The sequence below is a fragment of the Ensifer sp. genome (assembly GCF_031989085.1).
Lineage (GTDB): Bacteria > Pseudomonadota > Alphaproteobacteria > Rhizobiales > Rhizobiaceae > Ensifer.
This window is the reverse complement of sequence record NZ_DALZXU010000003.1, coordinates 1-23,085: the sequence shown is the minus strand read 5'-3', so window position 1 is coordinate 23,085 and position 23,085 is coordinate 1. Positions and strand designations below refer to the sequence as shown.

Sequence of the window (23,085 nt, the reverse complement as noted above, 5' to 3'; positions counted from 1 at the left end):
GGGGCGGTCGAAAGGCCGCCCCGTTTGCATTTTGTCGATATGGCTGGTTAGGCGGATGCCGCTTGCACCCGGCCAAGGCCGTCGCGCTTCCAGCGGTCCATCACCCGGCGCGCCATCGATGTTGTGATCACCAGATGCGAGGCGAAACCGCCCTTCAGTGCGGCCAGCAGCGGTTCGAACTTGCTGTCTTCCTGGACGACCAGCATGCGCTTCTTGATCGCGCGGATCGAGCCGAGGTCGGCGGAGATGCAGCGGCGGTTATGAGCGCAGTTTATCCATTGCCCGTCGCCGTCGATCAGTTGCCCGGCGATGACGCCGACGGCGCCTTCTTCGCCCATGCGGTGCATTTCCTCGGCGCTGAGCGCGCCGCATTTGACGAGGTGGCTGTCGTCTTCGATGCCACCGACGGAATAGAGCGCCAGATGACAGTCGGCGATGGTCGACAGTTGCTCGCGGATCACCGGCTCGCCGCGAAGCTCGTCTGCCAGCCGTTCGGACGACAGCACCAACGGTGCATAGAAGTTGATGCCTTCGGCGTTGAGCCGGCGCGCGATTTCCGTTGTGCACTGGTCCGGGCGATAGGAGTAGGGTGCGCCGAGATTGCCGCAGAGCTGGACCACGGTCACGCCGCGCAGGTCGGCGAAGGGCATGACGTCGGCAATATGGTAGACCGTGCGTCCCCAGGCGACGCCGACGCGGTCACCCTTGTTGATCAACTCGAGGAAGACCGATGCGGCCAGCACCGGCATTTCCGCCGTCGGGTCCATCGCCTGCCGGTCCTCGGGCACGATCCAGACCGATGTTACGCCGGTTGCATCCTCGAGTTCGCGCGCCAGCACGTCGTCGGTGAAAAGTTCGGTCGACGTGCTGATATTGACGATCCCGGTCTCGCGCGCCCGCCTGAGATAGGTTGCTACAGAAGCGCGGGATATCTCCAGTTTCTGTGCGACTTCGTCCTGCCGCAAGCCGTGGCTGTAGTAGAGCCAGGCGGCCTTGTGCATGATCTGGTCGGTGTTGCGGATGGGCATGGGGATCCTTCAGGCGACGATTTCTGACATTATTCACTGCCTGTGACATAAGTCAAATTCCGGTTCAGGCGATGCCGGTTTCAGGCATCCGCCACAGGCGGTCGCCCCGGCATTTTCCGGGCTTGCGCCTCTTCCATCAGCCATTGCACGAAATGGGCAATGGCCGGGCGCTCGATTGCCGCCGGTAGGGTCACGACATAGTAGGCGAATTCGCTCGGCCATGGGCGATCGATCGCGACGGCAAGGCGGCCATCGGCGATTTCTTCGCGCGCATAGATATCCCGCACAAGAGCAATGCCCTGGCCGGCGACAGCTGCCCGCACCAGCAGGAAGTCGTCGTCGAAGGAGGGGCCGCGTTCGATGCGCGGGTCATCCTGCGTGCCGAGCGCCTTCAGCCACAGGCGCCAGTCCGCGCGGGCCGAATCCTGCAGCAGCGGATAGGCAAGGCAATCGGATGGAGTCGTGATCGAAGCGCCAGCGGAAAGCAGCGCCGGACTTGCCACCGGGATCAGCTCGGGCGCCATCAGGCGCACGCTCTCAAGCCCCGGGTAGTCGCCAAGGCCATGACGGATCGCCACGTCCACCCGCTCCCGGCGCAGGTCGGTCAAGGTCGCCGACGCCTCCACCCGAACCTCGATGTCGGGATGCCGGCTGGTAAACCGACCGAGCCGCGGCACCAGCCAGGACGCCGCGAAAGACGGAACCGTGCAGACGGTTACAGACGCCGAGGCGTTGCTGGCCTCTAGCGCGTCGAGGCCGGCTTCGAGCTGGTCGAATGCCGAAAGAATGGCCGGATATGCCCTTGCGCCCGCTTCGGTCAGCTCCACGCCATAGCGCGTCCGGGAAAACAGCGTGATGCCCAGCCGCACCTCAAGCAGACGCACCTGCTGGCTGACCGCGCCCGGCGTCACCCCCATCGCTGCCGCCGCACGCTTGATGCTCGCATGGCGGCCGGTTTCGGCGAAGGCGCGCAGCGCCAGCAAAGGCAGGACTCGGCCCATGGGCGTTCCGTTCAGAGTTTAGAAATCAGACATGCTGCTGTCGCTATCGGCATCGACGGCTATCGATCCATTATCACCAACCTATAGAGAAAGGTAGATAAACCAGCCAATGCTATCGCCGGAAATGCAATATCGCGGATGGACCAAAAGATAGAATTTCTAAATTCTACGGCCAGGTTTCATCGTTTCCCCTGGCGTATGCGAATGCCTTAGCCTTCTCATCGGCGGCGCTTCCAGATCAGTCCCTTGTTCTCCCGCCGCCGACGAGGATGACATGATACCAACGGACAAAAGACCCAAATTCGATCCAGATAGAGCGATGGCCGTGCGCCATCGTCCGGGTGAAGATCTCCCTTTTCCTTTCGCCAGCTCCGATCGTCCTGAAAGCAGCGGCGACAGCCGTGCCCCGGCGAGTCCGTACAAATGATCGATCTCTACACCGACGCCTCACCCAATGGCTTCAAGGCGACGATCGCCCTTGAAGAACTGGGGATGCCCTACCGTCTTCATCACGTGAAGATCGACGATGGCGAGAACCGGCGGCCTGTGTTTCTCGCGCTCAATCCGCACGGCCGCATCCCTGTCATCACCGACGACGAGACCGGCATCACTTTGTTCGAATCCGCGGCGATCCTCCTCTATCTCGCCGAGCGCTCGGGACGCCTGCTGCCGAAAGCGGAGAAGGCCCGTTGGCAGGCGATCCAGTGGCTGCAGTTCCATGCGGCAAGCATGGGCCCGATCCTCGGTCAGCGCGTGCATTTCGAAATGTTTGCGACGACGAAATCTGCCCCCGCCATCGACCGCTACCGCCAGCTGAGCGAGGAGATATTCGCCACACTCGATGCCCGTCTTGGCGACGTTCCGTGGCTTGCCGGCGACGACTATTCGATCGCCGATATCGCCACCTTCGGCTGGACCCATATCGCCGCGATCTGCGGTTTCGACTTTACCCGTCACCGGCATCTGGCCGGTTGGCACGCCCGCGTCACCGAGCGGCCCGCAGTCCAGCGCGGTGTTGCTCTGCCGGTTCCCGCGACCGGGCCCTGATGAAATTCTGAAAGGACCATACCATGACCATTGCAGCCACCACGGCTAGGCACGCCACGTTTTTGTCCGGCGCATCGTCCGACGCTTTTTCCGGTCATCCCGGGTATCGGCGCATGTTCGCGCCGGAGCAGCTGACGCTCGGGATCTTCCTGCCGCTGCGCTTCTATCGCGGCGACATGAGCGTGCTGGAAGGGCAGGCGGATCTCGTCACCGAGATCGACCGGCGCGGCTTTGCCGCGGTCTGGGTGCGCGACGTGCCGTTGTTCGATCCGAATTTCGGCGATGCAGGCCAGCTGTTCGACCCTTTTACCTACCTGTCCTATCTTGCGGCCCGAACCGAAAAGGTCGCGCTTGCGACGGGAAGTGCCGTCTTTTCCCTGCGCCACCCGATCGATCTCGCCAAGGCCGCAACCACGATCGATCGTCTGTCCGGCGGGCGTCTCGTCCTCGGCATCGCTTCCGGCGATCGGCCGGTCGAATTCCCGGCCTATGGGCTCGACATGGATGGCCGCGGCGAACGTTTCGCCGAGACGGTCTCCTATTTCCGCCAGCTGATTGCGCCGGGGCGCCCGGCGATCCGCTCGAGCCTCGGGACCCTTGAGGGTGTCGACTTCCTGCCGAAGCCTGCCACGGGCCGAATTCCCCTTGTAATCACCGGCTCGAGCCGCCAGCAGCCCTCATGGGTGGTCGAACACGCGGATGGCTGGCTGACCTATCCGCAGCCGACGCATACGCCGGAAGGTCCGAAGCGGCTGGCGCAAAACATCCGTGCCTGGCGAAACCAGATCCCTGGCGGTGGGTTCCGGCCGCATATGACCAACGAGTGGCTGGATCTCGTCGACGATCCCGATTTCCCACGCACTCCGCTTCGCGGCGGGTTTGTGCTGAAGACAGGACGCAAAGGGCTGATCGATCTTCTTGGCGAATGGCAGCTTGCCGGCGTCAACCACGCCGCACTCGGCATGCAGTTCGCGGAACGCCCGGCCACGGAGATCATCCAGGAACTTGCCGAGGAGGTGCTGCCGCTGTTTCCTTCGCTGGAGGGGCCGGTGCCGCTGTCGGCGAAATGGTGACTGCGGGCGGACATCCGGCCTCCACGACCGAGGACGTCAAGACGCTCTTTGCCCAGATGCCGACTGCCGTTGCGGTGATCACCGTCGGGAAAGCAGAAAAGCGCTACGGCGCGACAGTCGGCAGCCTCAATGCGCTCTCGCTCGATCCACCGTTGCTGATGTTCGCCATGAAGCGGGGATCCGGTCTTCTTGAGCGGCTGGCGGCGGACACCACCATCGGCATCAATCTTCTGGCCGATAGCCAGCAGGCGCTCGCCCGTCGCTTCGCAACGCCGGGGATCGATCGGTTCGAGGACACGCGCTGGTGCGAGGAACATGCCCTGCCGCGGATCGACGGGACACTCGCATGGCTCACGGCGCGGGTGCGCGACCTCCTGCCGCTCGGCGACCACGTGCTGCTGACCGCCGCGATCGTACATGGCGAAACGGAACAGCGCTTGCCGCTCATCTACTGGAAGCGGGCGTTCCACAAGCTAGGGGCTGTTGAGAGCAGCGCCGCTCCCTAGCGGCGATCCGTCCGTGCGGCCGCGCCCCTGCAATGCGCCGCTCAGAGCGTTGCACGAACAAGCGCCGTTATCGCTGCGCTTGTTCGCGATACCGCCGACCTGTCACGTCTGGCAGGAGCGCGCATCGACCGGCAGCACCGTCGGCTCGCCGTCGGCGTGGCGCAGCGTGAAGTGGTCGAAATTGGCGATCGAGGCGCAGGAGTGGTTGGGGAAGACCCGCACCCGGCTGCCGAGCGGCAGGGGGCGCCCAGAGAAGGGAACGAAACCATGCTCCTCGGAGAGCCGCTCGAGCGTCCACATGCCCGCTTCGCTGTTCCCCTCGGCGCTGACCACCGTCCCGAATCCGGCGCCGCCCATGCCGTGGGCGCCGCGGTCGGAACTCATCGATTTCGAGCCGGCGTCGAGGATGAAGTGAGTGTCGTTGGATGCGACGACCCGGGCGACGACGGAAAGCGCCAGATCGTCGGCGGTGCAGACGCCGAGCCGAAGTGCTGTTCCGTCAAGAAAGACGTAATTGCCGGGACGGATGCAGTCGACTTCAGGGGCCACAGGGGCGCCAAGGCAGGTCGGCGTCGCGCCGACGGAAAGGCAATCGACGGCGATGCCGCGCGCGCGCAGCTTGCCAGCGAGACCGATGAGATCAGCCGCTTCGTCCCGGGCGACCTTTGCCAGGGCCTCCGGCCCATTGGCGGCGTAGGAATGACCGGCATGCGAGAGCAGGCCGGCAAGGCACAAGCCCTCGGCGGACGCGATCCGGGCGCAGAGTTCAAGGGCTGCCGGATCGTTCGGCTTAACGCCGACACGCCCGAGGCCGACATCGACCTTGAGGAATACGCCAATCTCGACGTCGTGGTGCTTCGCGGCGGCCGAAAGCGCATCGACGCCCGCTTCGCTCGCCGCAATCGTGCGCAGCTTCGTGCCGCGCGCCTTGACCACGGGCAACAGGCGGTCGAGCGACTGCGCCTTGACGATGGGATAGGCGAGGATGATCGCGGGGATGCCGGCTTCGGCAAAGACCAGCGCCTCGCTCGGCTTGGAGGCTGTAATGCCAAGTGCGCCGAGCGCCAGCTGCTGTCGGGCGATGTGGACGCTCTTATGCGTCTTCACATGCGGGAACATCGCGGCGCCGGCCGCATCGGCGCGGTGCTGCATGGCGAGCATGTTGCGCTTGAGTCGCGCTTCGTCGACTTCGATATAGGGTGTGGGGCGTTCCGCCGCCGCCGGGCGCCAGAAGCCCGAGGCCGAGGGCCCGGTGGAACCCATGGTGATGTCAGTGGTCGCGTTGCCGGCAGCGGTTGGCGCCGCTACCGTCACTTCGGAAGTGGTCATTTTGCGTGCTCTGATCTGGAAAGGGAATTGCTGGCTCTGTCAGCCCGTCGCGACCTGCCGAACGAAATGGGTCGATGAGATCTGGTGCATCGGCAGCTCGCGGGGCACGAAGTCCGGCGCGCGCACAGCGCTCGGAATTTCGTCGGACATCGGCTGTCGTCCTTCCGGACGGCGCGTCGGATCGGCGATCGGCACGGTCGACAGCAGCTTGCGGGTATAGGGATGCTGCGGATTGCCGAACACCGAGCGGCGATCGCCGATCTCGACGATCTCGCCGAGATACATGACAGCGACCCGGTGGGCGATGCGCTCGACCACGGCCATGTCGTGGCTGATGAACAGAAGCGCGATCTGCATTTCGCGCTGCAGGTCCATCAAGAGGTTGATGACCTGCGCCTGGATGGTCACGTCGAGCGAGGCGACGGCCTCGTCGGCAACGATCAGGCGCGGGCTGAGCGCAAGCGCGCGGGCAATGCAGATGCGCTGGCGCTGGCCGCCGGAAAACGCATGCGGATAGCGCTCGAGGTGTTCGGGAGACAGCTCGACCTTGGCCAGAAGCTCGGCGGCACGGGCGCGCATCATCTCGGTCGAGCCCAGCTTGTGCACCCGCATCGGGTCCATCAGCGATTGCTCGATGGTCATGCGCGGGTTGAGCGAGGAGAACGGGTCCTGGAAGACCATCTGGGCGTCGCGCCTAAAGCGTGCGAGCACCGCGCGCGACGCACCGATCAGTTCGGTGCCGTCAAAGCGGATCGAGCCCGAGCGCGGCCGGTCGAGCTGCATGATCGAGCGGGCAACCGTCGATTTGCCGCAACCGGACTCTCCGACGAGAGCCAGCGTCTCGCCCGGAAAAATGTCGAAAGAGACGTTCTCGACCGCATGGACGCGGCCGGAAACATGGCCGAACAGTCCGGCCTTGAGATCGAAGCGCGTCACCAGGTTGCGCACAGAGACGAGCGGCTGGCGGGTATCCTTCATCGGTGCGGACGCGTTCATTCTGTCACCTCGGCGAGCACACGCTCGGGTTCGAACACCAGCAAGGGAAATTTCTCCGGCGCATCCTTGTCGGCCATGCTGCCAAGGCGGGGCACGGCGGAAATGAGCGCGCGGGTATAGGCATGGTTCGGCCGGGCGAAGATGTCGTAGACCGAGCCGGTCTCGACGATTTCGCCTTTCAGCATGACGCAGACGCGGTCGGCGACTTCGGCAACCACGCCCATGTCGTGGGTGATGAACAGCACCGACATGCCGATTTCGTGCTGCAGCGCGCGCACCAGATCGAGGATCTGCGCCTGGATGGTCACGTCGAGGGCCGTCGTCGGTTCGTCGAGGATCATCAGCGACGGGCGGCAGGCAAGGGCGATGGCGATCATCACCCGCTGGCGCATGCCGCCGGAGAGCTGGTGGGGATACTGGTCGAGCCGGCGCTCGGCGTCGGGCACGCGCACCAGCTTCAGCGTGTTGAGCGCGATCTGGCGCGCCTCATCCGGCGTCTTGTCCTGGTGATGGATCACCGCCTCTGCGATCTGGTCGCCAACGGTGAAGACCGGGTTCAGGCTCGACATCGGATCCTGGAAGACGATCGAGATGTCGGCGCCGCGAAGGGCCTCGACGCGCTTGTCGGAGAGCTTGGCGAGGTCGGCCACCTTGCCGTCCTTCAGCCGCATCAGCACCCGCCCGCCGGTGATCGTCGCGCCGTCATATTCGGTCAGGCGCATGATCGTCATGGCCGTGACCGATTTGCCCGATCCGGATTCGCCGACCAGCGCGACGGTCTCGCCCCGGGCGATCTGGAACGAGACGCCGCGCACCGCGCGCAGCTGCGCCCTTGTGCCGGCCGCGAAGGACACTTCGAGGTCTTCCACGGAAAGGATGACATCCTCGGGCAGTTCAGGTGTTGCGGATTTGGAAAGCAGCATCAGCACAGGGACCCGTTTTCGAGGGGCGTTGTGTCCTCAGGTCTCGCAACGGGGTCGCATCCTGTCAATATGGGAGCTTGGGCCGGTTGCCACGCCAGACTGCATCGCTGCAGGTGCTCTGTGGGTTGCAGCGGGCCGGTTGCACCAGCAAAATCGAATGAAATCAATGTGTCGCGATTGTGGCAGGCGAAACTATGCGCATTGTGCATTGTATCGCCTGTCTTCGCATATCGCATCGCACACTCGATATGGGAGGGTCCGGTACCTCAGGCGGCGTCGATCGCGCTGTCGAACCCGCTCTTGTATTGCGGCAGTGCGGCACATTGTTTGAGGTGCTGCCACAAGGCATCGCTGTCATGGCTGCCGGCGCCGGCGCGGCGGAAGATCCGGATCTCCAGCTCCAGCGACATCTGCTGGCCGCCGATCTGGGCAAGGCGCCCCTGCCGCATCGCCTCGGAGACGCAGATCTGCGGCAGCCAGGCGACGCCGCGCCCGGCGACCGCCATATGTTTCAGGCCGTCGGCAAGGCCCGACTGGTAGACGGTGCTGAGGTTGAGCGGGCGGCGCCAGCGCGATTGAATGAGTGTCGCCAGCTTGCCGATGTAGCCGTCGCTCCAGGAATAGGCGAGATAAGGGATTTCCGTTGTTTCAGGCACGTCGATGTCGAAGAGCGGTCGGCCGCTGTCGTCGGTTCCGGAGACGAGAATCAGCCGATCCTTGCCGATCTGCAGGGATTCGAACGGGCCACCCTCCAAGACCGGTGGGCCGTCGGGGTGGACATAGGTGATGGCAAAATCGCACTGGCCCGAGCACAGATGGTCGATGCTTTCGAGGAAGTCGGCGGCATGCATGCTGGTGCGAAGCGGCAGGCGCGAGATCAGCGGCGAGCCGATCCATTTCGGGAAAAAATACATCGCCAGCGTATGCAGCGAGGTGAAGGTGAGCATCGCCGAGCTTTCGCCGGCGACGTTGCGGCAGTCGGTGCGCAGCCGATAGGCTTCGCGTACCAGCCGCTGGCAGCCCGGCAGAAACATCGTGCCGGCCCGCGTCAACTGTACGGGATAGGTGCTGCGGTCGATCAGATCGGCGCCGATCCAATTCTCCAGCGATTTGATCCGCCGGCTGAAGGCCGGTTGGGAGATGTTGCGCGCCGTCGCTGCCGTCGAGAAATTTCTGGTCGCGGCGATTTCCAGAAAATCTTCAAGCCATTGCAGTTCCATGCCGGCCCTCATGCGTGTTTTGCATAGTCTATCCTAACTACACATTGGACAGACCGGCAAGCGCTCTTCTAGCCTCCCCTGTAACGAGAAGAAAACTTCCGCCTCCACCAAATGGGAACAACGATGAAACGCACCTTAGCCCTAGCCCTCTGCCTGGGGCTCGGCATCGCGGCTGCGCCCGCTATGGCCGAGACCAAGAACCCCGGCACTTTCGTCTTCATGTGGACCGACGACATCCAGTCGTTCGACCCGGCCTATATCGCCAACACGCCGAGCTCCTACGGCGCACTCAACATCTACAGCCGGTTGCTGAACTTCAACGGCTCGAAGATCTCCGAGTTCGTGCCGTCGCTTTCAACCGAGGTGCCCTCGCTTGAAAACGGCCTGATCAAGCAGGCCGATGACGGCTCGGTGAGCTATACCTTCCCGATCCGCAAGGGCGTCTTTGCCCACAAGGTCGGCGTCAAGGGCGCCGATGGCAAGGTCACCTGGGAATACTACGACAAGCTGACCGACGCCCAGAAGGCGACGATCGAGCCGGGCTTCGGCCAGATTACGCCCGAGGACGTGCGCTACTCGCTGTTGCGCGCCATTCTGCAAGGGCAGTCGTGGATGTCGAACGCGATCACCGAGGTGATCACCGCCGGCAAGTACACCGACATCGCAAAATGGGTCGAGACCGAAGGCAAGGTCAAATCGATCGACGACGCCAGCCCCGAGGTCCTGCGCAAGGTCTACGACCAGCTCGCCTCGCAGATCGTCGTCGACGGCGACAATGTCACTTTGAAATTGCCGAAGTCGTTTCCAGCCACGCTCGGCGTAATCGCGCTGCCGTTCGGCACCTCGGTCCTCGACAAGGAATGGGTCGCCTCGGTCGGCGGCTGGGATGGTTCCGGCGATACCTGGAAGACCTATTACCGTCCCGAACTCGGCGCCAACCCGCTGTTTGCCGAGGAAAACGGCACCGGGCCCTTCATGCTCGAGGAATGGGACCGCACCGACCGGCGCATCACGCTGAAGCGCTTCGACAACTATTTCATGGGACCGGCCAAGCTCGAACGGGTGGTCATGCGCACCGTTCCGGAATGGACGACGCGGCGGCTGCAGCTTCTGTCCGGTGACGCCGATTTCGTTACGGCCCCGGTCGAGTTCATCGACGAGCTGAGCAAGACCGAAGGCGTCAAGGTCATCGACGGCCTGCAGAAGGTGTTTTCGCGCGGCGTCTTCTTCGCCTGGCCGCTCGACGACAACGACAATCCGGCGATCGGCAGCGGCAAGCTCGACGGTGCCGGCATTCCGCCGGATTTCTTCGCCGACATCGATGTGCGCAAGGGCTTCAACTACGCCCAGAACTACGATGCGCTCTTGACCCAGGTGCTGCTCAACAAGACGGTGCAGTCGCGCGGGCCGACGGTGCGCGGCATCATGGGTTACCGCCCGGATTCGCCCGTCTACAGCTACGACCCCGCCAAGGCCGAGGAACATTTCAAGAAGGCGTTCGGCGGCAAACTCTGGGATACCGGCTTTACCTTCACCGCCTATGTGACCGAAGGGTATCCGCAGCTGACAGCAGCACTTTCGGCGCTGCAACAGGGCCTGTCTCGCATCAATCCGAAGTTCAAGATGCAGATCCAGGCGCTGCCATGGGCATCCGTTTCGGACAAGCTCAACAACCGCGAAAAGCCGGCAGCACCTCTGACGGTGATGGGTTGGGGACCTGACTATTCCGATCCGGGCGGTCCGCTCGGTGCGGCCAGCTACTACCTCTCGCCCACGGGTCTCGTCGGCGGCATGGTCGGCCAGGGCTACCGCGACCTGATGGCGGAGAAGTTCAAGCCGCTTCTCGACGAAGCCTGGGCCTCGGTCGATCCCGCCGTGCGCGAGCCGATCTACGCCAAGCTGCAGGAAATGTCCTACGAATACGCCACCACCCAGTTCCTGTGGGAAGACTTCGGCTACGTCGTTACCCGCAGCAACATCGATGGTTATGTCGACAACATGATCCTCTACGGCGCCTGGGACTTCTACCCGGTGACCAAGGCCAACGACTGATTGGCGACGGAGGGTCGGGCGGCAAGCTCCGCCCGACCCTCCCTGCTTCATTTTCCCTGAAATCGGAACGTGTGAACCGTGCTGAATTACGCACTCAGACGACTGATGATGCTGCCGATCGTCCTCTTCGCCCTGTCGTTGATGATCTTCGCGCTGCAGATGTCGCTTTCGCCGACGCAGAGACTGGCGGCCTATGCGCCGTCGCCCGACTATCTGAAGGGCGGCCAGGAAAGCATCCGCCGGATGATCGAGCAGTATGGGCTGAACGATCCCTTCTACATCCAGTACGGCCGCTGGATCGGCGGTATCCTGACCGGCAATCTCGGCTGGTCGGAGACCGCTCGCCAGCCGGTGTCGACGGCGCTGATGTCGCTGTTTCCGGCGACGCTGGAACTGGTGGTGCTGGCCTTCGTTCCCTGCCTGCTGCTCGCCGTCTTTCTCGGCTCGCGGGCGGGCATCTACCTCAACCGCTGGCCCGACCACGTCATCCGCATCTTCACCATTCTCGGCTGGTCATTCCCGGTCTACGTCTTCGGCCTGTTGATGCTCTTGATCTTCTATTCGGCGCTCGACTGGTTCCCGCCCGGCCGGCTCAGCCAATGGGCCCAGACCGTGGTCAGCTCCAGCGATTTCGTGCGCTATACCGGCGCCAATACCGTCGATGCCCTGCTCAACGGAAATCTGGCGATCTTCGGCGACGCACTTCGACATCTGGCAGCCCCCGTGATCACGCTGACCTATGTGAATGTCGCCAGCATGACGCGGGTGATGCGCACCTCGATGCTGGAAACCCTGCGCCAGGATTATGTGCGCACGGCCCGGGCCAAGGGTCTGCCGCGCCGCGTGGTCGAACTGCGTCATGCCCGGCGCAACGCGCTCCTGCCGCTGGCAACCATCGCCGGCATGGAGCTCGCGGTGATGATGGGCGGCGTCGTCATCACCGAAACCATCTTCGACTATGCGGGCCTAGGCCAGTTCGCTGCCAAGACCGCCGCCAATCTCGACTTTCCCGCAGTGCTCGGCTTCGGCCTCTATTTCGCGGTCGTTCTGGTGGTCATGAACCTGGTCGTCGATCTCATCTATCCGTTGCTCGATCCGAGGGTGAAGACGCAATGAAGTTTCTTCGCTATCTCGCACGCAATCCGGTGTCGCTGTTCGGTGTCGTGATCCTTTTGGCCTTCGTGCTCATCGCCGTCTTCGCGCCGGTGCTTGCGCCACCGCAAAGCTTCCAGCTTTCGCCCTATGATACCCCACGCGCCGGCTTTCTGGCCACGCCGCAGCCGCCGTCGCCGGAGGCCGTCTTCGGCACCACGCAAGGCCAATACGACATCTACTACGGCGTCGTCTGGGGCACGCGCACGGCGTTCAAGATCGGGCTCGGGGTCGTCGCTATCTCGGTCTTGATCGGCACCGTCATCGGTGCGGTCGCCGCCTATTATCGAGGGGTCGTCGAGGAAGTGCTGATGCGCATCGTCGACGTGTTCATGGCCGTGCCGTTCCTGATCGCGGCCATGGTGCTCACAGCGCTGCTCGGCAAGGGCATCGTGCCGATCACCATCGCGCTCACCACCTTCGGCTGGATGAGTTATGCCCGTATCGTCAGAAGCGAGATCCTGCGGATCCGCGAGATGGATTACATCCACGCGGCCCGCAGCTACGGCGCCAGCGATCTCCGGCTGATCGTGCTGCATATCCTGCCCAATGCCATGTTCCCGGTGCTTGTGCTGGCTACGATGGCGACCGGCTCCATGGTGCTGTCGGCCTCGGCGCTCAGCTTCCTCGGCGTAGGCACCGAAGAAGGTTATGCCGACTGGGGGCAGTTCATTGCCTATTCGCGCAACTGGATCGTCGGCCAGCCCGGCAACCCCTTCCAGTTCTGGTACACGCTGGCTTTCCCTGGCGCTGCCGTCTTCCTGTTCGTGCTGTCGTGGAACCTTGTGGGCGATGCGCTGCGCGACATGCTCGACCCCCGCCACGCCCATTGAGACCCAATCCCTTTAGATCAAAGGAGCATTTCCGATGTCCTTACTATCTGCCGCCTCGATCCAGCTTTTCGAGGATCTGATCCGTCATGAGGTCGAAGACAAGGCGATCCCCTCGATCTCCTATGCCCTCGTCGACCGCGACGGCGTGCTTGCCGAAGGCCATGTCCAGCGCCACGACCGCCATTTCGCGATGGGCAAGGACACCTGCTTCCGCATCGGCTCGATCACCAAGACCTTCACGTCGCTGGCGATCATGCAGCTGGTTGAAAAGGGCCTCGTCGACATCGACGTCGACGTCTCGACCTATCTGCCCGGCTTCAAGCCGGAGAACCCGTTCGCGGGCGCCGAGGGTGGTCCCTACGGCTCGGTCATCAGCCTGCGCAAGCTGATGACCCACACGGCCGGCATCGTGCGCGAGCCGAAGAGCGGCCATTATCTCGACGCCACCCGACCGCCGCTCGAAGACACGGTCAACGAGCTGGCAAGCTCCGTCCTGAAGCAGGACCCGAGCCTCGGCGTGATGCACTATTCCAACGCCGGCATCGCCGTCGTCGGTCGGGTGATCGAGACTGTGACCGGAAAGAGCTATTCCGACTATGTCGCCGCCAACATCCTGAAGCCGCTCGGCATGGACGGCTCGTCCTGCGGCATGGCACCCGGCATTCGCGAGCGGCTTGCACCGGCCGACATGTGGACGCTCGACGGCGATACGCCCGCGCCGGTCTTCAGCCTCGGCGGCTCGCCGGCCGGCAACATCTTCTCCACCACCGGCGACATGGCGCGTTACGCCCAATGCCTGCTGCGCGGCGGCTTCGATGCCGAGGGCAATTCCATCATCTCGCCGGCGTCGCTGCGTGAAATGTGGACGCCGTTCGGCAAGCGTCCGGCCGGCCACGACAAGACGCTCAACGGTTATGGCCTGTGCTTCGGTTCCGGTGACGTCGACGGCTGGACCTCCGTCGGTCATGGCGGCGCCGTCTACGGCTACGCCTCGCAGATGATGCTGCTGCCGTCAGCCGGCATCGGCGTTCTGATCTTCGCGACGCTTGATTTTGCCAACCAGATCGCCTCGCGGCTCGGTGTCGACGGCGTGCGCATCGCCCTTGCCGAACGCAAGATGGGCAAGATGCCGGAGCGGACCCAGCGTCCGCCGGAAATCTCCGACGCGCAGTTCAAGGCGTTGCCCGGCTACTATCGCGACGACGCCACGCAGGAGATCGTCGAGGTCAAATCCAAGGACGGCAAGATCTACCTGATGGGCGAGGGCGTGCCGCACCAGATCCGACCGGTCGCCGGCAACGACTTCGTCATCGACGGCCGCATTTACGGGCGCGGCGCCGACTATGCTCACATGAACCTCTCCTTCCCGGAAGACGGCAAGCTTTCATGGAAGGACGCGACATGGACCCGCATCGACGCGCCCGCCGACGAGACCGTGCCCGACGCGATCGCAGCGCATCTCGGCGAATACGGACCCGACTTCAACATCACCTACCTGACCTATAGCCATGGCGGGCTGAAGTGCCTGATCGAATACTTTTGCACCCACACCTGCGAGCCGGTCGAGGAAGGGCGGTTCCGCATGCATGGCCGCCTCTACGAGGACGAAATCCTCGAACTCGATGCCGTCGACGACAACGGCAAGCGCGGTATCCGGGTCGGGCCAATGTTCCTGGAGCGGCGCGGTTCGTCCCAGGCGGAAGCGGCGTGAACCGGACCATGACCGCTCCGATCAGGATGGAGTCACCCCTGGGCGCCCGCATGTTCATCGGCGGGCGCGAGGTCGACTACTATTGCGGCACGTCCTACTTCTGCCTGCACGGCCACCCCGAGGTGATCGAGGCGGCCTGCGACGCCACAAGGCGTTACGGCATGGGACCGGGCACGCTCGCCCACATGCAGGTCTATGCCGATCTGCAGGAGCGGCTGCGCGACTGGTTCGGCGTCGAAGAGGTCGTCTACATGATCTCCGGCTACACCAGCCCGATGGTGCTGTTGCAGGGGTTGCGCGACGATTTCGATGTCATCCTGATGGATTCCGCCACGCATTACAGCACGCGCGACGCAATCCCGACGCTCGGCAAGCGGATCCACGAGTTTCGCCATGCCGACCCAGACGATCTGGCCACGCAATTGTCGCTGCGTGTAAAACCGGGCGAGCGGCCGGCGGTGCTGACGGACGGCGTGTTCCCGTCCTCCGGCAGGCTTGCGCCGCTTGCCGATTATCGCCAGGCGATGGCGCGCTATGACGGCGCGCTTCTGTGCATCGACGATTCCCATGGCGTCGGCGTGCTCGGCGAGACCGGTCGCGGCTCGCTGCAGCATGCCGGGCTCGAAAGCGAAGGCAATTATCTCGCCGGCACCATGAGCAAGGCATTCGGCGCGCTTGGTGGCGTCGTCCCCGGCGATACGGCGCTCGCCGAAAAGATCGCCCGCAACGCGATGATCATGCGCGGCGCCTCGCCGGCACCACCTGGCCTTGCGGCCGCGGCCGCCGCATCGCTGATGGTGCTGCAAACGACGCCGGAAAAACGCGCCAATCTCACCCGCAACATCAAGCATGTGCGCGGCGGACTGCGGGCGCTCGGCTTCGAGGTCGCCGATACGCCGGTGCCGATCGTCACCGTCAAGGGCGTGACCGATCTCGAACAGCTGCGCGACCGTCTGGCCGAGCGCGACATCATCGTGCGGGTGCAGCCGGCCGGTGGCTATTCCGATGCGCCTGATGTGCCGACACTGCGGCTCGCCGTGTTTTCAGAACATTCCCCGGCTCAGATCGATCGGCTGCTCAAGTCGATGGCCGAGCTTCTTTGAGAGATGAGAGAACGATCATGAAGGTTTTCATCAGTGCTGATATCGAGGGTACGGCGGGGATCACCGCCTGGGACGAGGCCAAGAAGGGCCATCCGGAATACGAGGAGTTCCGCGAATACATGACCGACGAGCTGGTGGCCGCCTGCGAAGGCGCCAAGGCCGCCGGCGCCAAGGAGATTGTCGTCAAGGACGCGCATTCGACCGCCCGCAACCTGATCCTGTCGAAGCTGCCCGCCTATGTCAGCATCATCAGGGGCTGGAGCGGCCATCCCGACCTGATGATGTTCGGCATCGACAAGAGCTTTTCGGCAGCGCTCTACACCGGCTATCACAACAAGGCCGGAACCGACACCAACCCGCTCGCCCACACCCTGACCGGCACGGTGTCGCGGCTCCTGATCAATGGCGAGGTGGCATCCGAGTTCACCTTGAACGCACTTTGTGCCGCGCGCTACGGCGTGCCCTCGGCGTTTCTCTCGGGGGACGCCGGCATGTGCGCCGAGGCCAAGGCGATCGCTTCGGGTATCGGCACCGTTGCCACCAGCGAGGGTTTCGGTCCGGCGACCCGTTCGCTGACACCAAAGGCGGCCGTTGCCGCCATTCGCGCGGGCGTGGAGAAAGCGCTGTCGGGCGATCTGAAGGCCTGCCTGCCGAAGCTTGCCGACCGTTTCGAGCTGGTCGTGGAATACACCACGCCGATCGAGGCCTATCGCGGCAGTCACTATCCCGGCGTCGAGCATGTCGCCGCGCGCACGCTGCGCTTCGAGGCCACGGATTTCTTCGAAATCCAGCGCGCCATTCGCTTCATCGTCTGAGCAAAGCTGTCGATGTCGGGTGCGACGTGGCGCCGCTCCCGGCCGCGCGGCGGTGGTAGGTCAGCGCCGCCCGCACGCAGAGAGCCAGCGGTCCGGTTGGCAACGCGCCAGTCGTCGGCATCAGCAGGGCGCGGTTCGCCTCGAAGGCAAAGTCGTGGCCGAAGTGAATGCGGAAGGTCGAGACCAGCGTCGTCTTGCAGTTGAAGAACACGGCGCATTGGCCGGGTGCCGATTCGGCGACGCCGAGGCGGATGGTCGTTCCGCTCTTGCTTGCCTGCGTCAGATAGGCCGGCTCCCCCCATTTCAGCGTTTCCGTAAGCGGCCCGACGCCTTCGGTCTCCCCGGCAACGAGGAAGATGAGATCGCGAACCTGCAGCAGGCGCGTCCGCGTGGCCTCGGCGTGGTGTGCAAACACTGCGGCAACAGCCGCCGGAACGGGAGGGCTCGTCATGGCGCGCCTTTCAGCGGCAGGTGGATGTCGGTGCGCAACTCGCTTTGCGGAACGAGGCGCGGATCGTTGAGATAGGCTTCGAAGACCGGCGCGTCGTCCGGCTCATTGCCTGATGCGGGCAACCAGACGCCGAGCAACCACCGATAGGCGCCGGGCATGGCCGCATAGGGACCGGTGTAGTTGAGCTTCGCGTAGAGGCCTGCGCGCAGCACGGTTTCCGTCAAGGGCGCGTCGAGTGCGATGGGACCGGCGATCGGCATGCAGGCACGCGAGCGCAGCTGGTCTTCGGGCCCAAGATCAGGATCGTCGAAGAACGCGCCGATCATCTCCGGCCGGTCAGGCAAGGCGCCACGCGCAGCAAGTTCGCCAAGGAGCCGACCCATCGCATGGTCGATCGTCATATAGGAGCCCCGGTGGTCTATCGACGCGCAACGCCGTTCGGGCAGGGTGACGACGCTCACCGGAAATCCGTTGCTGTCGCCGGCGGCGTGGGCAAGCTTGAAGGCCGCGTGCGAACCCTTCTCGCGATAGGCAGCGGGCGTGGTGTCGAAGGTATCTCGGAACGCCCGCCCAAATGTATCGGCCGACCCATATCCGGCGCGCGCGGCCACGGTGCCGATATCGGTATCGGAATTGGCGAGCCGGTCGGCGGCACGCTGCAGCCTCAACCGGCGAACGGTGGCCGCGATCGTCTCGCCGCGCATGGCCGAATAGATCCGGCTCCAGTGGTAGGGCGAAAGACAGGCGACGTCCGCCAGTTCATCGAAGGAAATGTCCTCGTCCAGATGCGCATAGACATGATCGATGACCCGGTTCATCCGGGTCTCGTAGCTCGCCTGTGTCTGTGCCTTGCGCATCGTCGCCACCTCGGATCTGCAATTCATTGGCAGATTTGCACGATAGCGACCGGCAAATCTTGCGGAAATGCGGATCGGGCGGACGCCCGCATCACAGTTTGCCATGCTGAGACATCCGCGCGCGTCGCGGTCGGTTAAAGAGCGCTGTCGTTGCCGCCAAAGCGACCGTCAGTAACTGAGCTTCGGATACCAGTCGGTGCCGCGCCCGTCCGGCGTCAGGTCGAGGATCGACCACAGCGAGGCGATGTCAGGTGCGTCCCTCGGATCCTGGCCGGGGTCGGCCATGTCCATGGTCATCTCGCTCGACCAGAACAGCCTGACGGTCTTGCCGTCGCGCTTGAAGACGCACAGCGCAGGGTTTTCGCTTCCGTCAGCGTTGATGAGGCCGAGATCCCGGGCATAGTCGTCGCCCACCGTCTCGACGAAATCGAGATCTCTCCAGCCACGTTCTTCCGCAAATGCCAGCTGCCGCGCGACGGGGCTGCGGCCGAGGATCTTCAGTGCAACGCGTTGCTTGATGTCGGCGGCGTTGCCGTTCACCGCGCCGAGCCAGTTTGTGCACATCGGACAGGGCCGCGCGCGCTCAGGCCCGAACATCCAGAAATAGGTAACCAGCGCCTGCCTGTCGCCGAAGAGTTCGAGCAGGCCGACTTCCTTGCCGTCGGCGTCCCTGAACCGATAGTCCTTTTCGATCACCGGGCCATCCGGTAGCGATCGCCGCTGCTCCACAAGCCGGGTCATCTGTCGCCGGAACTCGATTTCTTCGCGCAGCAACGCCTGCCGTGCGCGCCTGTATTCCGCCGATTCGCCGGGGAAGGGCGATCTGCCCTTGGCTGCGAGATCCGGTGCGGGGACGAGTTGGTCGAAGCTCATGTCCGTGTCCTCGGTTGTCGATCCCAACTAACGGCCCGCAGCCGCTCGTGTTCCCGGGCGGACGCAGGAATGCGTGCATCGGCACCCCGCCAGCTTGAGACCTTGATCAAAAAGGCGAGGCCATAATTGTCCGCTGCTCAAAACTGTCGTCCGGGAAACAAAATCTGATTTACGTACCTCAGAAAATGCGTTAGCACTGTTTTCGGAGGAGTTCTTATGAGATTTTTTCGTTGCGTTCGTGCGCCGGCACGGGACGTGGCGGCCGAGCCTGTGGGGCGCCGGTCGCCCCGCGCGGTCGCCATATGACGGCTGCGACACCCCTGAGTGTGCGGCCCGTGCTCGAGGCGCTGGGCGTTTCCAAGACGTTCGGCGTCGTCGAGGTGTTGCGTGACATCGACGTGTCGGTGCGGCCGGGCGAAGTTCACGCCATCATCGGCGAAAACGGCGCCGGCAAATCGACGCTGATGAAAATCCTGGCCGGCAATCATGCGCCGACCCGAGGAGAGCTTGCGATCGACGAAAGGGCGGTAAGTTTTTCCGGTCCCGTCGATGCGGAAGCGGCCGGCGTCGTCCTTGTCCACCAGGAAATCCTGCTCGCGCCGGATCTGACGGTGGCGCAGAATATTTTTCTCGGTCGCGAGTTGCGCAAAGGTCTGACGGTCGACGACCGGGCGATGAACGAACGTGCCGCGCAAGCGATCCGCAACCTCGGCGCGGAGATCGATCCGAAGACCGTCGTGCGCCGGCTGTCGATCGCGCAGCGCCAGCTCGTCCAGATCGCACGGGTACTGCTGGTGCCGCACCGGGTTGTCATCTTCGACGAGCCGACGGCATCGCTTACGCCGCACGAAACCGAGGCATTGCTGAAGGTCATCAGGGACATCCGCGCCAAGGGCGTCGGTGTCCTCTACATTTCGCATCGCCTGCCGGAAGTGAAGGAAATCGCCGACCGGGTGACGGTGCTGCGCGACGGCCGCGTCGTCGCCTCTCACGACGCTGGCGATCTGCAGCCGGCCGACATGGCCCGGCTGATGGTCGGCCGCGACGTCGCAAAGCTCTATCCCGAGCGACACGGCGGGCCGGCGCGGGAGGTGGTGCTCGAGGTCGAGGATTTTTCGGTGCCGGGCTTTGCCCGCAACGCGAGCTTTCAGTTGCGAAAGGGCGAGATCCTGGGCTTTGCCGGCCTTGTCGGCGCAGGGCGTACCGAGTTGATGGAAGGCGTCGTCGGGCTTCGGCCCGGCCATGGCAGGATCCGGCATCACGGTAAACCCGTCGATTTCTCCAGCGTTCAGTCAAGTCTGAAAGCCGGCCTCGTTTATCTGAGCGAAGATCGCAAGGGCAAGGGCCTGCTGCTGACCAAGGACCTTCGGGTCAACCTGACGCTGGCGTCGCTTTCGAAGTTCGTCAAAACCCTGCAGATCGATCGCCGCCAGGAGGCCGACGCGCTCGACGGAGCCATCCGCGAATTCGACATTCGAACCGGGCGCAAGGATATCCTGGCCGGGCAGCTTTCGGGCGGCAATCAGCAGAAGCTGCTGCTTGCCAAGATGATGATGCTCGATCCGGAGATCGTCATCATCGACGAGCCGACGCGCGGCATCGACATCGGCAACAAGGAACAGATCTACAAATTCATCGCCAAGCTCGCAGAGGAGGGGCGGTCGATCATCGTCGTCTCGTCGGAAATGCCGGAACTGATCGGCATCGCCGACCGCATCCTCGTCATGCGGGAGGGCCATATCGTCGGCGAAGTTACGGGAGACAGGATGAACGAAAACGAGATCGTCGTTCTTGCGACAGGCGCCAATACCGGGGAGGCCGCGTAAGCGCGGGAGCAGACCATGACGAATGTTGCAACTGAAACGCAGAAGGCGCCGCGAACCTCGCGCGATTGGGATATGGCGGCGATCGCCCCCTTTGTCGCGCTGGCGCTGCTGCTCGTCCTTGGCTATTTCGCCAATCCGAATTTCATCTCCGTCGCCAACCTTTTGAACGTCATCACCCGCAGCGCCTTCATCGCGATCATCGCGCTGGGCGCAACCTATGTGATTTCATCCGGCGGGCTCGATCTGTCCGTCGGCTCGATGGTCGCCTTCGTCGCCAGCCTGATGATCCTGTTCATCAACAGCGGCGTCATCGCTGACCCGGTGCTGATGCTGATTTGCGCCGCGATCCTGGCGCTGGTGCTCGGTGCCGCGTGCGGGCTCGTCAACGGGCTGATCACCACGGTCGGCCGGATCGAACCTTTTATCGCCACGCTCGGCACCATGGGTATCTATCGCGGCCTGACCACCTGGCTGTCGCAGGGTGGCGCCATCACGCTGCAGGACCGCGAGCTACAGCAGATCTATAGGCCTGTCTATTTCGGTTCGGTCGCCGGCATTCCCGTGCCGATCATCATCATCTTCGTGACCGCTGCGATTGCCGCCTTCGTGCTCTATCGCACCCGCTATGGGCGTCACGTCGTTGCGGTCGGCTCCAACGAGGACGTGGCGCGCTATTCCGGCATCTCGGTCAACAAGGTCCGCACCATCGCCTATGTGATCCAGGGCCTCTGCGTCGCTGTTGCCGTGCTTCTCTACGTGCCGCGGCTCGGCTCGACCTCGGCCACGACAGGCATTCTCTGGGAGCTGCAGGCGATCACCGCTGTTGTCGTTGGCGGGACTGCGCTTAGAGGCGGCGTCGGCCGCGTCTGGGGCACGGTCTGTGGCGCCTTCATCCTGGAGATCGTCGGCAACATCATGCTGCTTTCGAACTTCGTCAGCGAATACCTGATCGGCGCCATCCAGGGCGCGATCATCATCATAGCCATGCTGGTGCAGCGCTCGCTGATGCGCCGCACGTGAGATTGGCCGGGCCGTTGGGGCGAGCCCGGTTTCATTGCAATCGAGGCCCCGTGGAACTCTTGGGAGGGAGACTATGCGTAGGACATTTATCGGTTTGACCGTCGCCGCCGTGGCGGCATTTGCAGGTGCTGCGCCGGGCGCCTTTGCACAGGACAAGAAGGTGACGATCGGCGTGTCGATCCCGGCGGCCGACCATGGCTGGACTGCCGGCGTGGTCTTCCATGCGGAGCGCGTCGCCAAGCTGTTGATGGCGGAGCATCCGGGCCTGAACGTCATCGTCAAGACATCGCCCGATGCCGCCACCCAGGCAAACGCGGTGCAGGACCTGGCGGTTCAGGGGCTTGATGCGCTCGTCATCCTGCCGTCGGATCCCGATCCGCTGGTCAACGCCATCCAGCAGGTCAAGGATGGCGGCGCCTTCGTCGCACTCGTCGACCGCGCGCCGTCGGTCAACGACAGCTCGATCCGCGATCTCTACGTCGCCGGCAACAACCCGGCGCTCGGTCAGGTCGCCGGCGAATACATCAAGAAGACGACCCCGGACGCCGAAGTCGTCGTCATCCGCGGCCTGCCGATCCCGATCGACCAGCAGCGCCAGGATGGTTTCGACAAGGGCATTGCCGGCTCCAACGTCAAGGTTCTCGATCGCCAGTACGGCAACTGGAACCGCGACGACGCCTTCCGCGTCATGCAGGACTACCTGACGAAATATCCGAAGATCGACGTGGTCTGGTGCCAGGACGACGACATGGCCGTCGGCGTTCTCGAAGCCATCGGCCAGGCCAAGCGCACCGACATCCAGTACATCGTTGCCGGTGCCGGCTCGAAGGACATGATCAAGAAGGTCATGGACGGCGACAAGATGGTTCCGGTCGACGTGCTCTATCCGCCGGCGATGGTCGCAACCGCAATGCAGCTGACGGCTGCAAAGTTCTATGACCAGGTGCCGGTCAGCGGCGAATACATCCTCGACGCCACGCTGGTGACGAAGGACAATGCCGAGCAGTTCTACTTCCCGGATTCTCCGTTCTGATCAACGAGGCGCGCCCGCTGGTCGGGCGCGCCTTTCCTTTCACCCGCATTCTCAAGGTCGAATTTGCGCCGGGCCAAAGCTGTGCCCCCCGCGTTTCTTCCGTGTGACCTCGATCCGGTCACGGTAGCTTAGACGAGGAAAAATCATGAAAACGATCAAGGGCCCCGGTCTGTTTCTGGCACAGTTTGCGGGGGATGCGGCGCCGTTCAACTCGTTTGCGTCGATTGTGAAATGGG

General features: G+C 63.7%; 19 protein-coding genes and 1 pseudogene. 12 read left to right on the top strand and 8 right to left on the bottom strand.

What is annotated here, in order from left to right; genetic code table 11:
- Positions 1-47: 47 nt before the first annotated feature.
- Positions 48-1,028, bottom strand: coding sequence for a sugar-binding transcriptional regulator (locus tag RTP54_RS17220; protein ID WP_112818133.1), 981 nt, complete (start codon positions 1,026-1,028; stop codon positions 48-50).
- 80 nt (positions 1,029-1,108) lie between these two features.
- Positions 1,109-2,029 (bottom strand): transcriptional regulator GcvA, encoded by a 921-nt coding sequence (gene gcvA / locus RTP54_RS17215; protein ID WP_312364499.1) that lies wholly within the window; start codon positions 2,027-2,029, stop codon positions 1,109-1,111.
- Between the two features lie 423 nt (positions 2,030-2,452).
- Here gcvA and RTP54_RS17210 point away from each other — a divergent pair, with 423 nt between their 5' ends.
- The 3 genes from RTP54_RS17210 to RTP54_RS17200 are packed head-to-tail and all read left to right on the top strand — an operon-like array spanning position 2,453 to position 4,655.
- The gene (locus tag RTP54_RS17210) at positions 2,453-3,076 is read left to right on the top strand and encodes a glutathione S-transferase family protein (protein ID WP_312364497.1); all 624 of its coding nucleotides are present in this window, start codon (positions 2,453-2,455) and stop codon (positions 3,074-3,076) included.
- A gap of 23 nt (positions 3,077-3,099) precedes the next feature.
- Entirely contained in the window at positions 3,100-4,149 is a 1,050-nt protein-coding gene (locus RTP54_RS17205) for an LLM class oxidoreductase (protein WP_312364495.1), read from the top strand.
- Positions 4,146-4,655, top strand: coding sequence for a flavin reductase family protein (locus RTP54_RS17200; protein ID WP_312364493.1), 510 nt, complete (start codon positions 4,146-4,148; stop codon positions 4,653-4,655). The genes RTP54_RS17205 and RTP54_RS17200 overlap by 4 nt, the downstream gene beginning before the upstream one ends.
- 102 nt (positions 4,656-4,757) lie before the next feature.
- Here RTP54_RS17200 and RTP54_RS17195 read toward each other — a convergent pair whose 3' ends face one another.
- The 3 genes and pseudogenes from RTP54_RS17195 to RTP54_RS17180 form a co-directional block, all read right to left on the bottom strand.
- Positions 4,758-5,984: an alanine racemase gene (locus RTP54_RS17195; protein WP_312364491.1), complete on the bottom strand. Its 1,227-nt coding sequence runs from the start codon at positions 5,982-5,984 to the stop codon at positions 4,758-4,760.
- A 39-nt stretch (positions 5,985-6,023) separates the two neighbouring features.
- Positions 6,024-7,903: pseudogene (locus RTP54_RS31075) on the bottom strand (ABC transporter ATP-binding protein).
- A gap of 266 nt (positions 7,904-8,169) precedes the next feature.
- Positions 8,170-9,123, bottom strand: coding sequence for a LysR family transcriptional regulator (locus tag RTP54_RS17180; protein ID WP_112811920.1), 954 nt, complete (start codon positions 9,121-9,123; stop codon positions 8,170-8,172).
- Between the two features lie 123 nt (positions 9,124-9,246).
- Between RTP54_RS17180 and RTP54_RS17175 the strand changes: the two genes are divergently transcribed.
- From RTP54_RS17175 to RTP54_RS17150, 6 genes are all read left to right on the top strand, one after another.
- Entirely contained in the window at positions 9,247-11,175 is a 1,929-nt protein-coding gene (locus RTP54_RS17175; protein ID WP_112811921.1) for an ABC transporter substrate-binding protein, read from the top strand.
- Positions 11,176-11,253: 78 nt separating this feature from the next.
- On the top strand, positions 11,254-12,291 hold the full coding sequence (locus RTP54_RS17170) for an ABC transporter permease (protein ID WP_312364483.1): 1,038 nt from the start codon (positions 11,254-11,256) through the stop codon (positions 12,289-12,291).
- The gene (locus RTP54_RS17165) at positions 12,288-13,160 is read left to right on the top strand and encodes an ABC transporter permease (protein ID WP_112811912.1); all 873 of its coding nucleotides are present in this window, start codon (positions 12,288-12,290) and stop codon (positions 13,158-13,160) included. Before RTP54_RS17170 ends, RTP54_RS17165 begins: the two co-directional genes overlap by 4 nt.
- A 34-nt stretch (positions 13,161-13,194) precedes the next feature.
- Positions 13,195-14,871: a serine hydrolase gene (locus RTP54_RS17160; RefSeq protein ID WP_312364481.1), complete on the top strand. Its 1,677-nt coding sequence runs from the start codon at positions 13,195-13,197 to the stop codon at positions 14,869-14,871.
- A 26-nt stretch (positions 14,872-14,897) separates the two neighbouring features.
- Positions 14,898-15,974 carry a pyridoxal phosphate-dependent aminotransferase family protein gene (locus RTP54_RS17155; protein ID WP_312364479.1) on the top strand — a complete coding sequence of 359 codons (1,077 nt, stop codon included), beginning with the start codon at positions 14,898-14,900 and terminating at the stop codon, positions 15,972-15,974.
- A 17-nt stretch (positions 15,975-15,991) separates the two neighbouring features.
- Positions 15,992-16,789, top strand: a complete 798-nt coding sequence (locus tag RTP54_RS17150; RefSeq protein WP_112833341.1) for a M55 family metallopeptidase — start codon at positions 15,992-15,994, stop codon at positions 16,787-16,789.
- Here the strand turns inward: RTP54_RS17150 and RTP54_RS17145 are convergent.
- From RTP54_RS17145 to RTP54_RS17135, 3 genes are all read right to left on the bottom strand, one after another.
- Positions 16,779-17,240: a DUF1801 domain-containing protein gene (locus tag RTP54_RS17145; RefSeq protein ID WP_312364476.1), complete on the bottom strand. Its 462-nt coding sequence runs from the start codon at positions 17,238-17,240 to the stop codon at positions 16,779-16,781. The genes RTP54_RS17150 and RTP54_RS17145 overlap by 11 nt on opposite strands.
- Positions 17,237-18,097 (bottom strand): AraC family transcriptional regulator, encoded by an 861-nt coding sequence (locus RTP54_RS17140; RefSeq protein WP_312364474.1) that lies wholly within the window; start codon positions 18,095-18,097, stop codon positions 17,237-17,239. Before RTP54_RS17140 ends, RTP54_RS17145 begins: the two co-directional genes overlap by 4 nt.
- A gap of 168 nt (positions 18,098-18,265) precedes the next feature.
- A complete protein-coding gene (locus RTP54_RS17135) occupies positions 18,266-18,970 on the bottom strand; it encodes a DUF899 family protein (RefSeq protein WP_312364472.1) in 705 nt (234 codons plus the stop codon).
- A gap of 302 nt (positions 18,971-19,272) precedes the next feature.
- Here RTP54_RS17135 and RTP54_RS17130 point away from each other — a divergent pair, with 302 nt between their 5' ends.
- The 3 genes from RTP54_RS17130 to RTP54_RS17120 all read left to right on the top strand — a co-directional run bounded on the left by RTP54_RS17130 (position 19,273) and on the right by RTP54_RS17120 (position 22,849).
- Positions 19,273-20,796: a sugar ABC transporter ATP-binding protein gene (locus RTP54_RS17130; protein ID WP_312364470.1), complete on the top strand. Its 1,524-nt coding sequence runs from the start codon at positions 19,273-19,275 to the stop codon at positions 20,794-20,796.
- Between the two features lie 15 nt (positions 20,797-20,811).
- Positions 20,812-21,816 carry an ABC transporter permease gene (locus RTP54_RS17125; protein WP_112811916.1) on the top strand — a complete coding sequence of 335 codons (1,005 nt, stop codon included), beginning with the start codon at positions 20,812-20,814 and terminating at the stop codon, positions 21,814-21,816.
- A 73-nt stretch (positions 21,817-21,889) separates the two neighbouring features.
- The gene (locus tag RTP54_RS17120) at positions 21,890-22,849 is read left to right on the top strand and encodes a substrate-binding domain-containing protein (protein WP_112811917.1); all 960 of its coding nucleotides are present in this window, start codon (positions 21,890-21,892) and stop codon (positions 22,847-22,849) included.
- Positions 22,850-23,085: the final 236 nt, after the last annotated feature.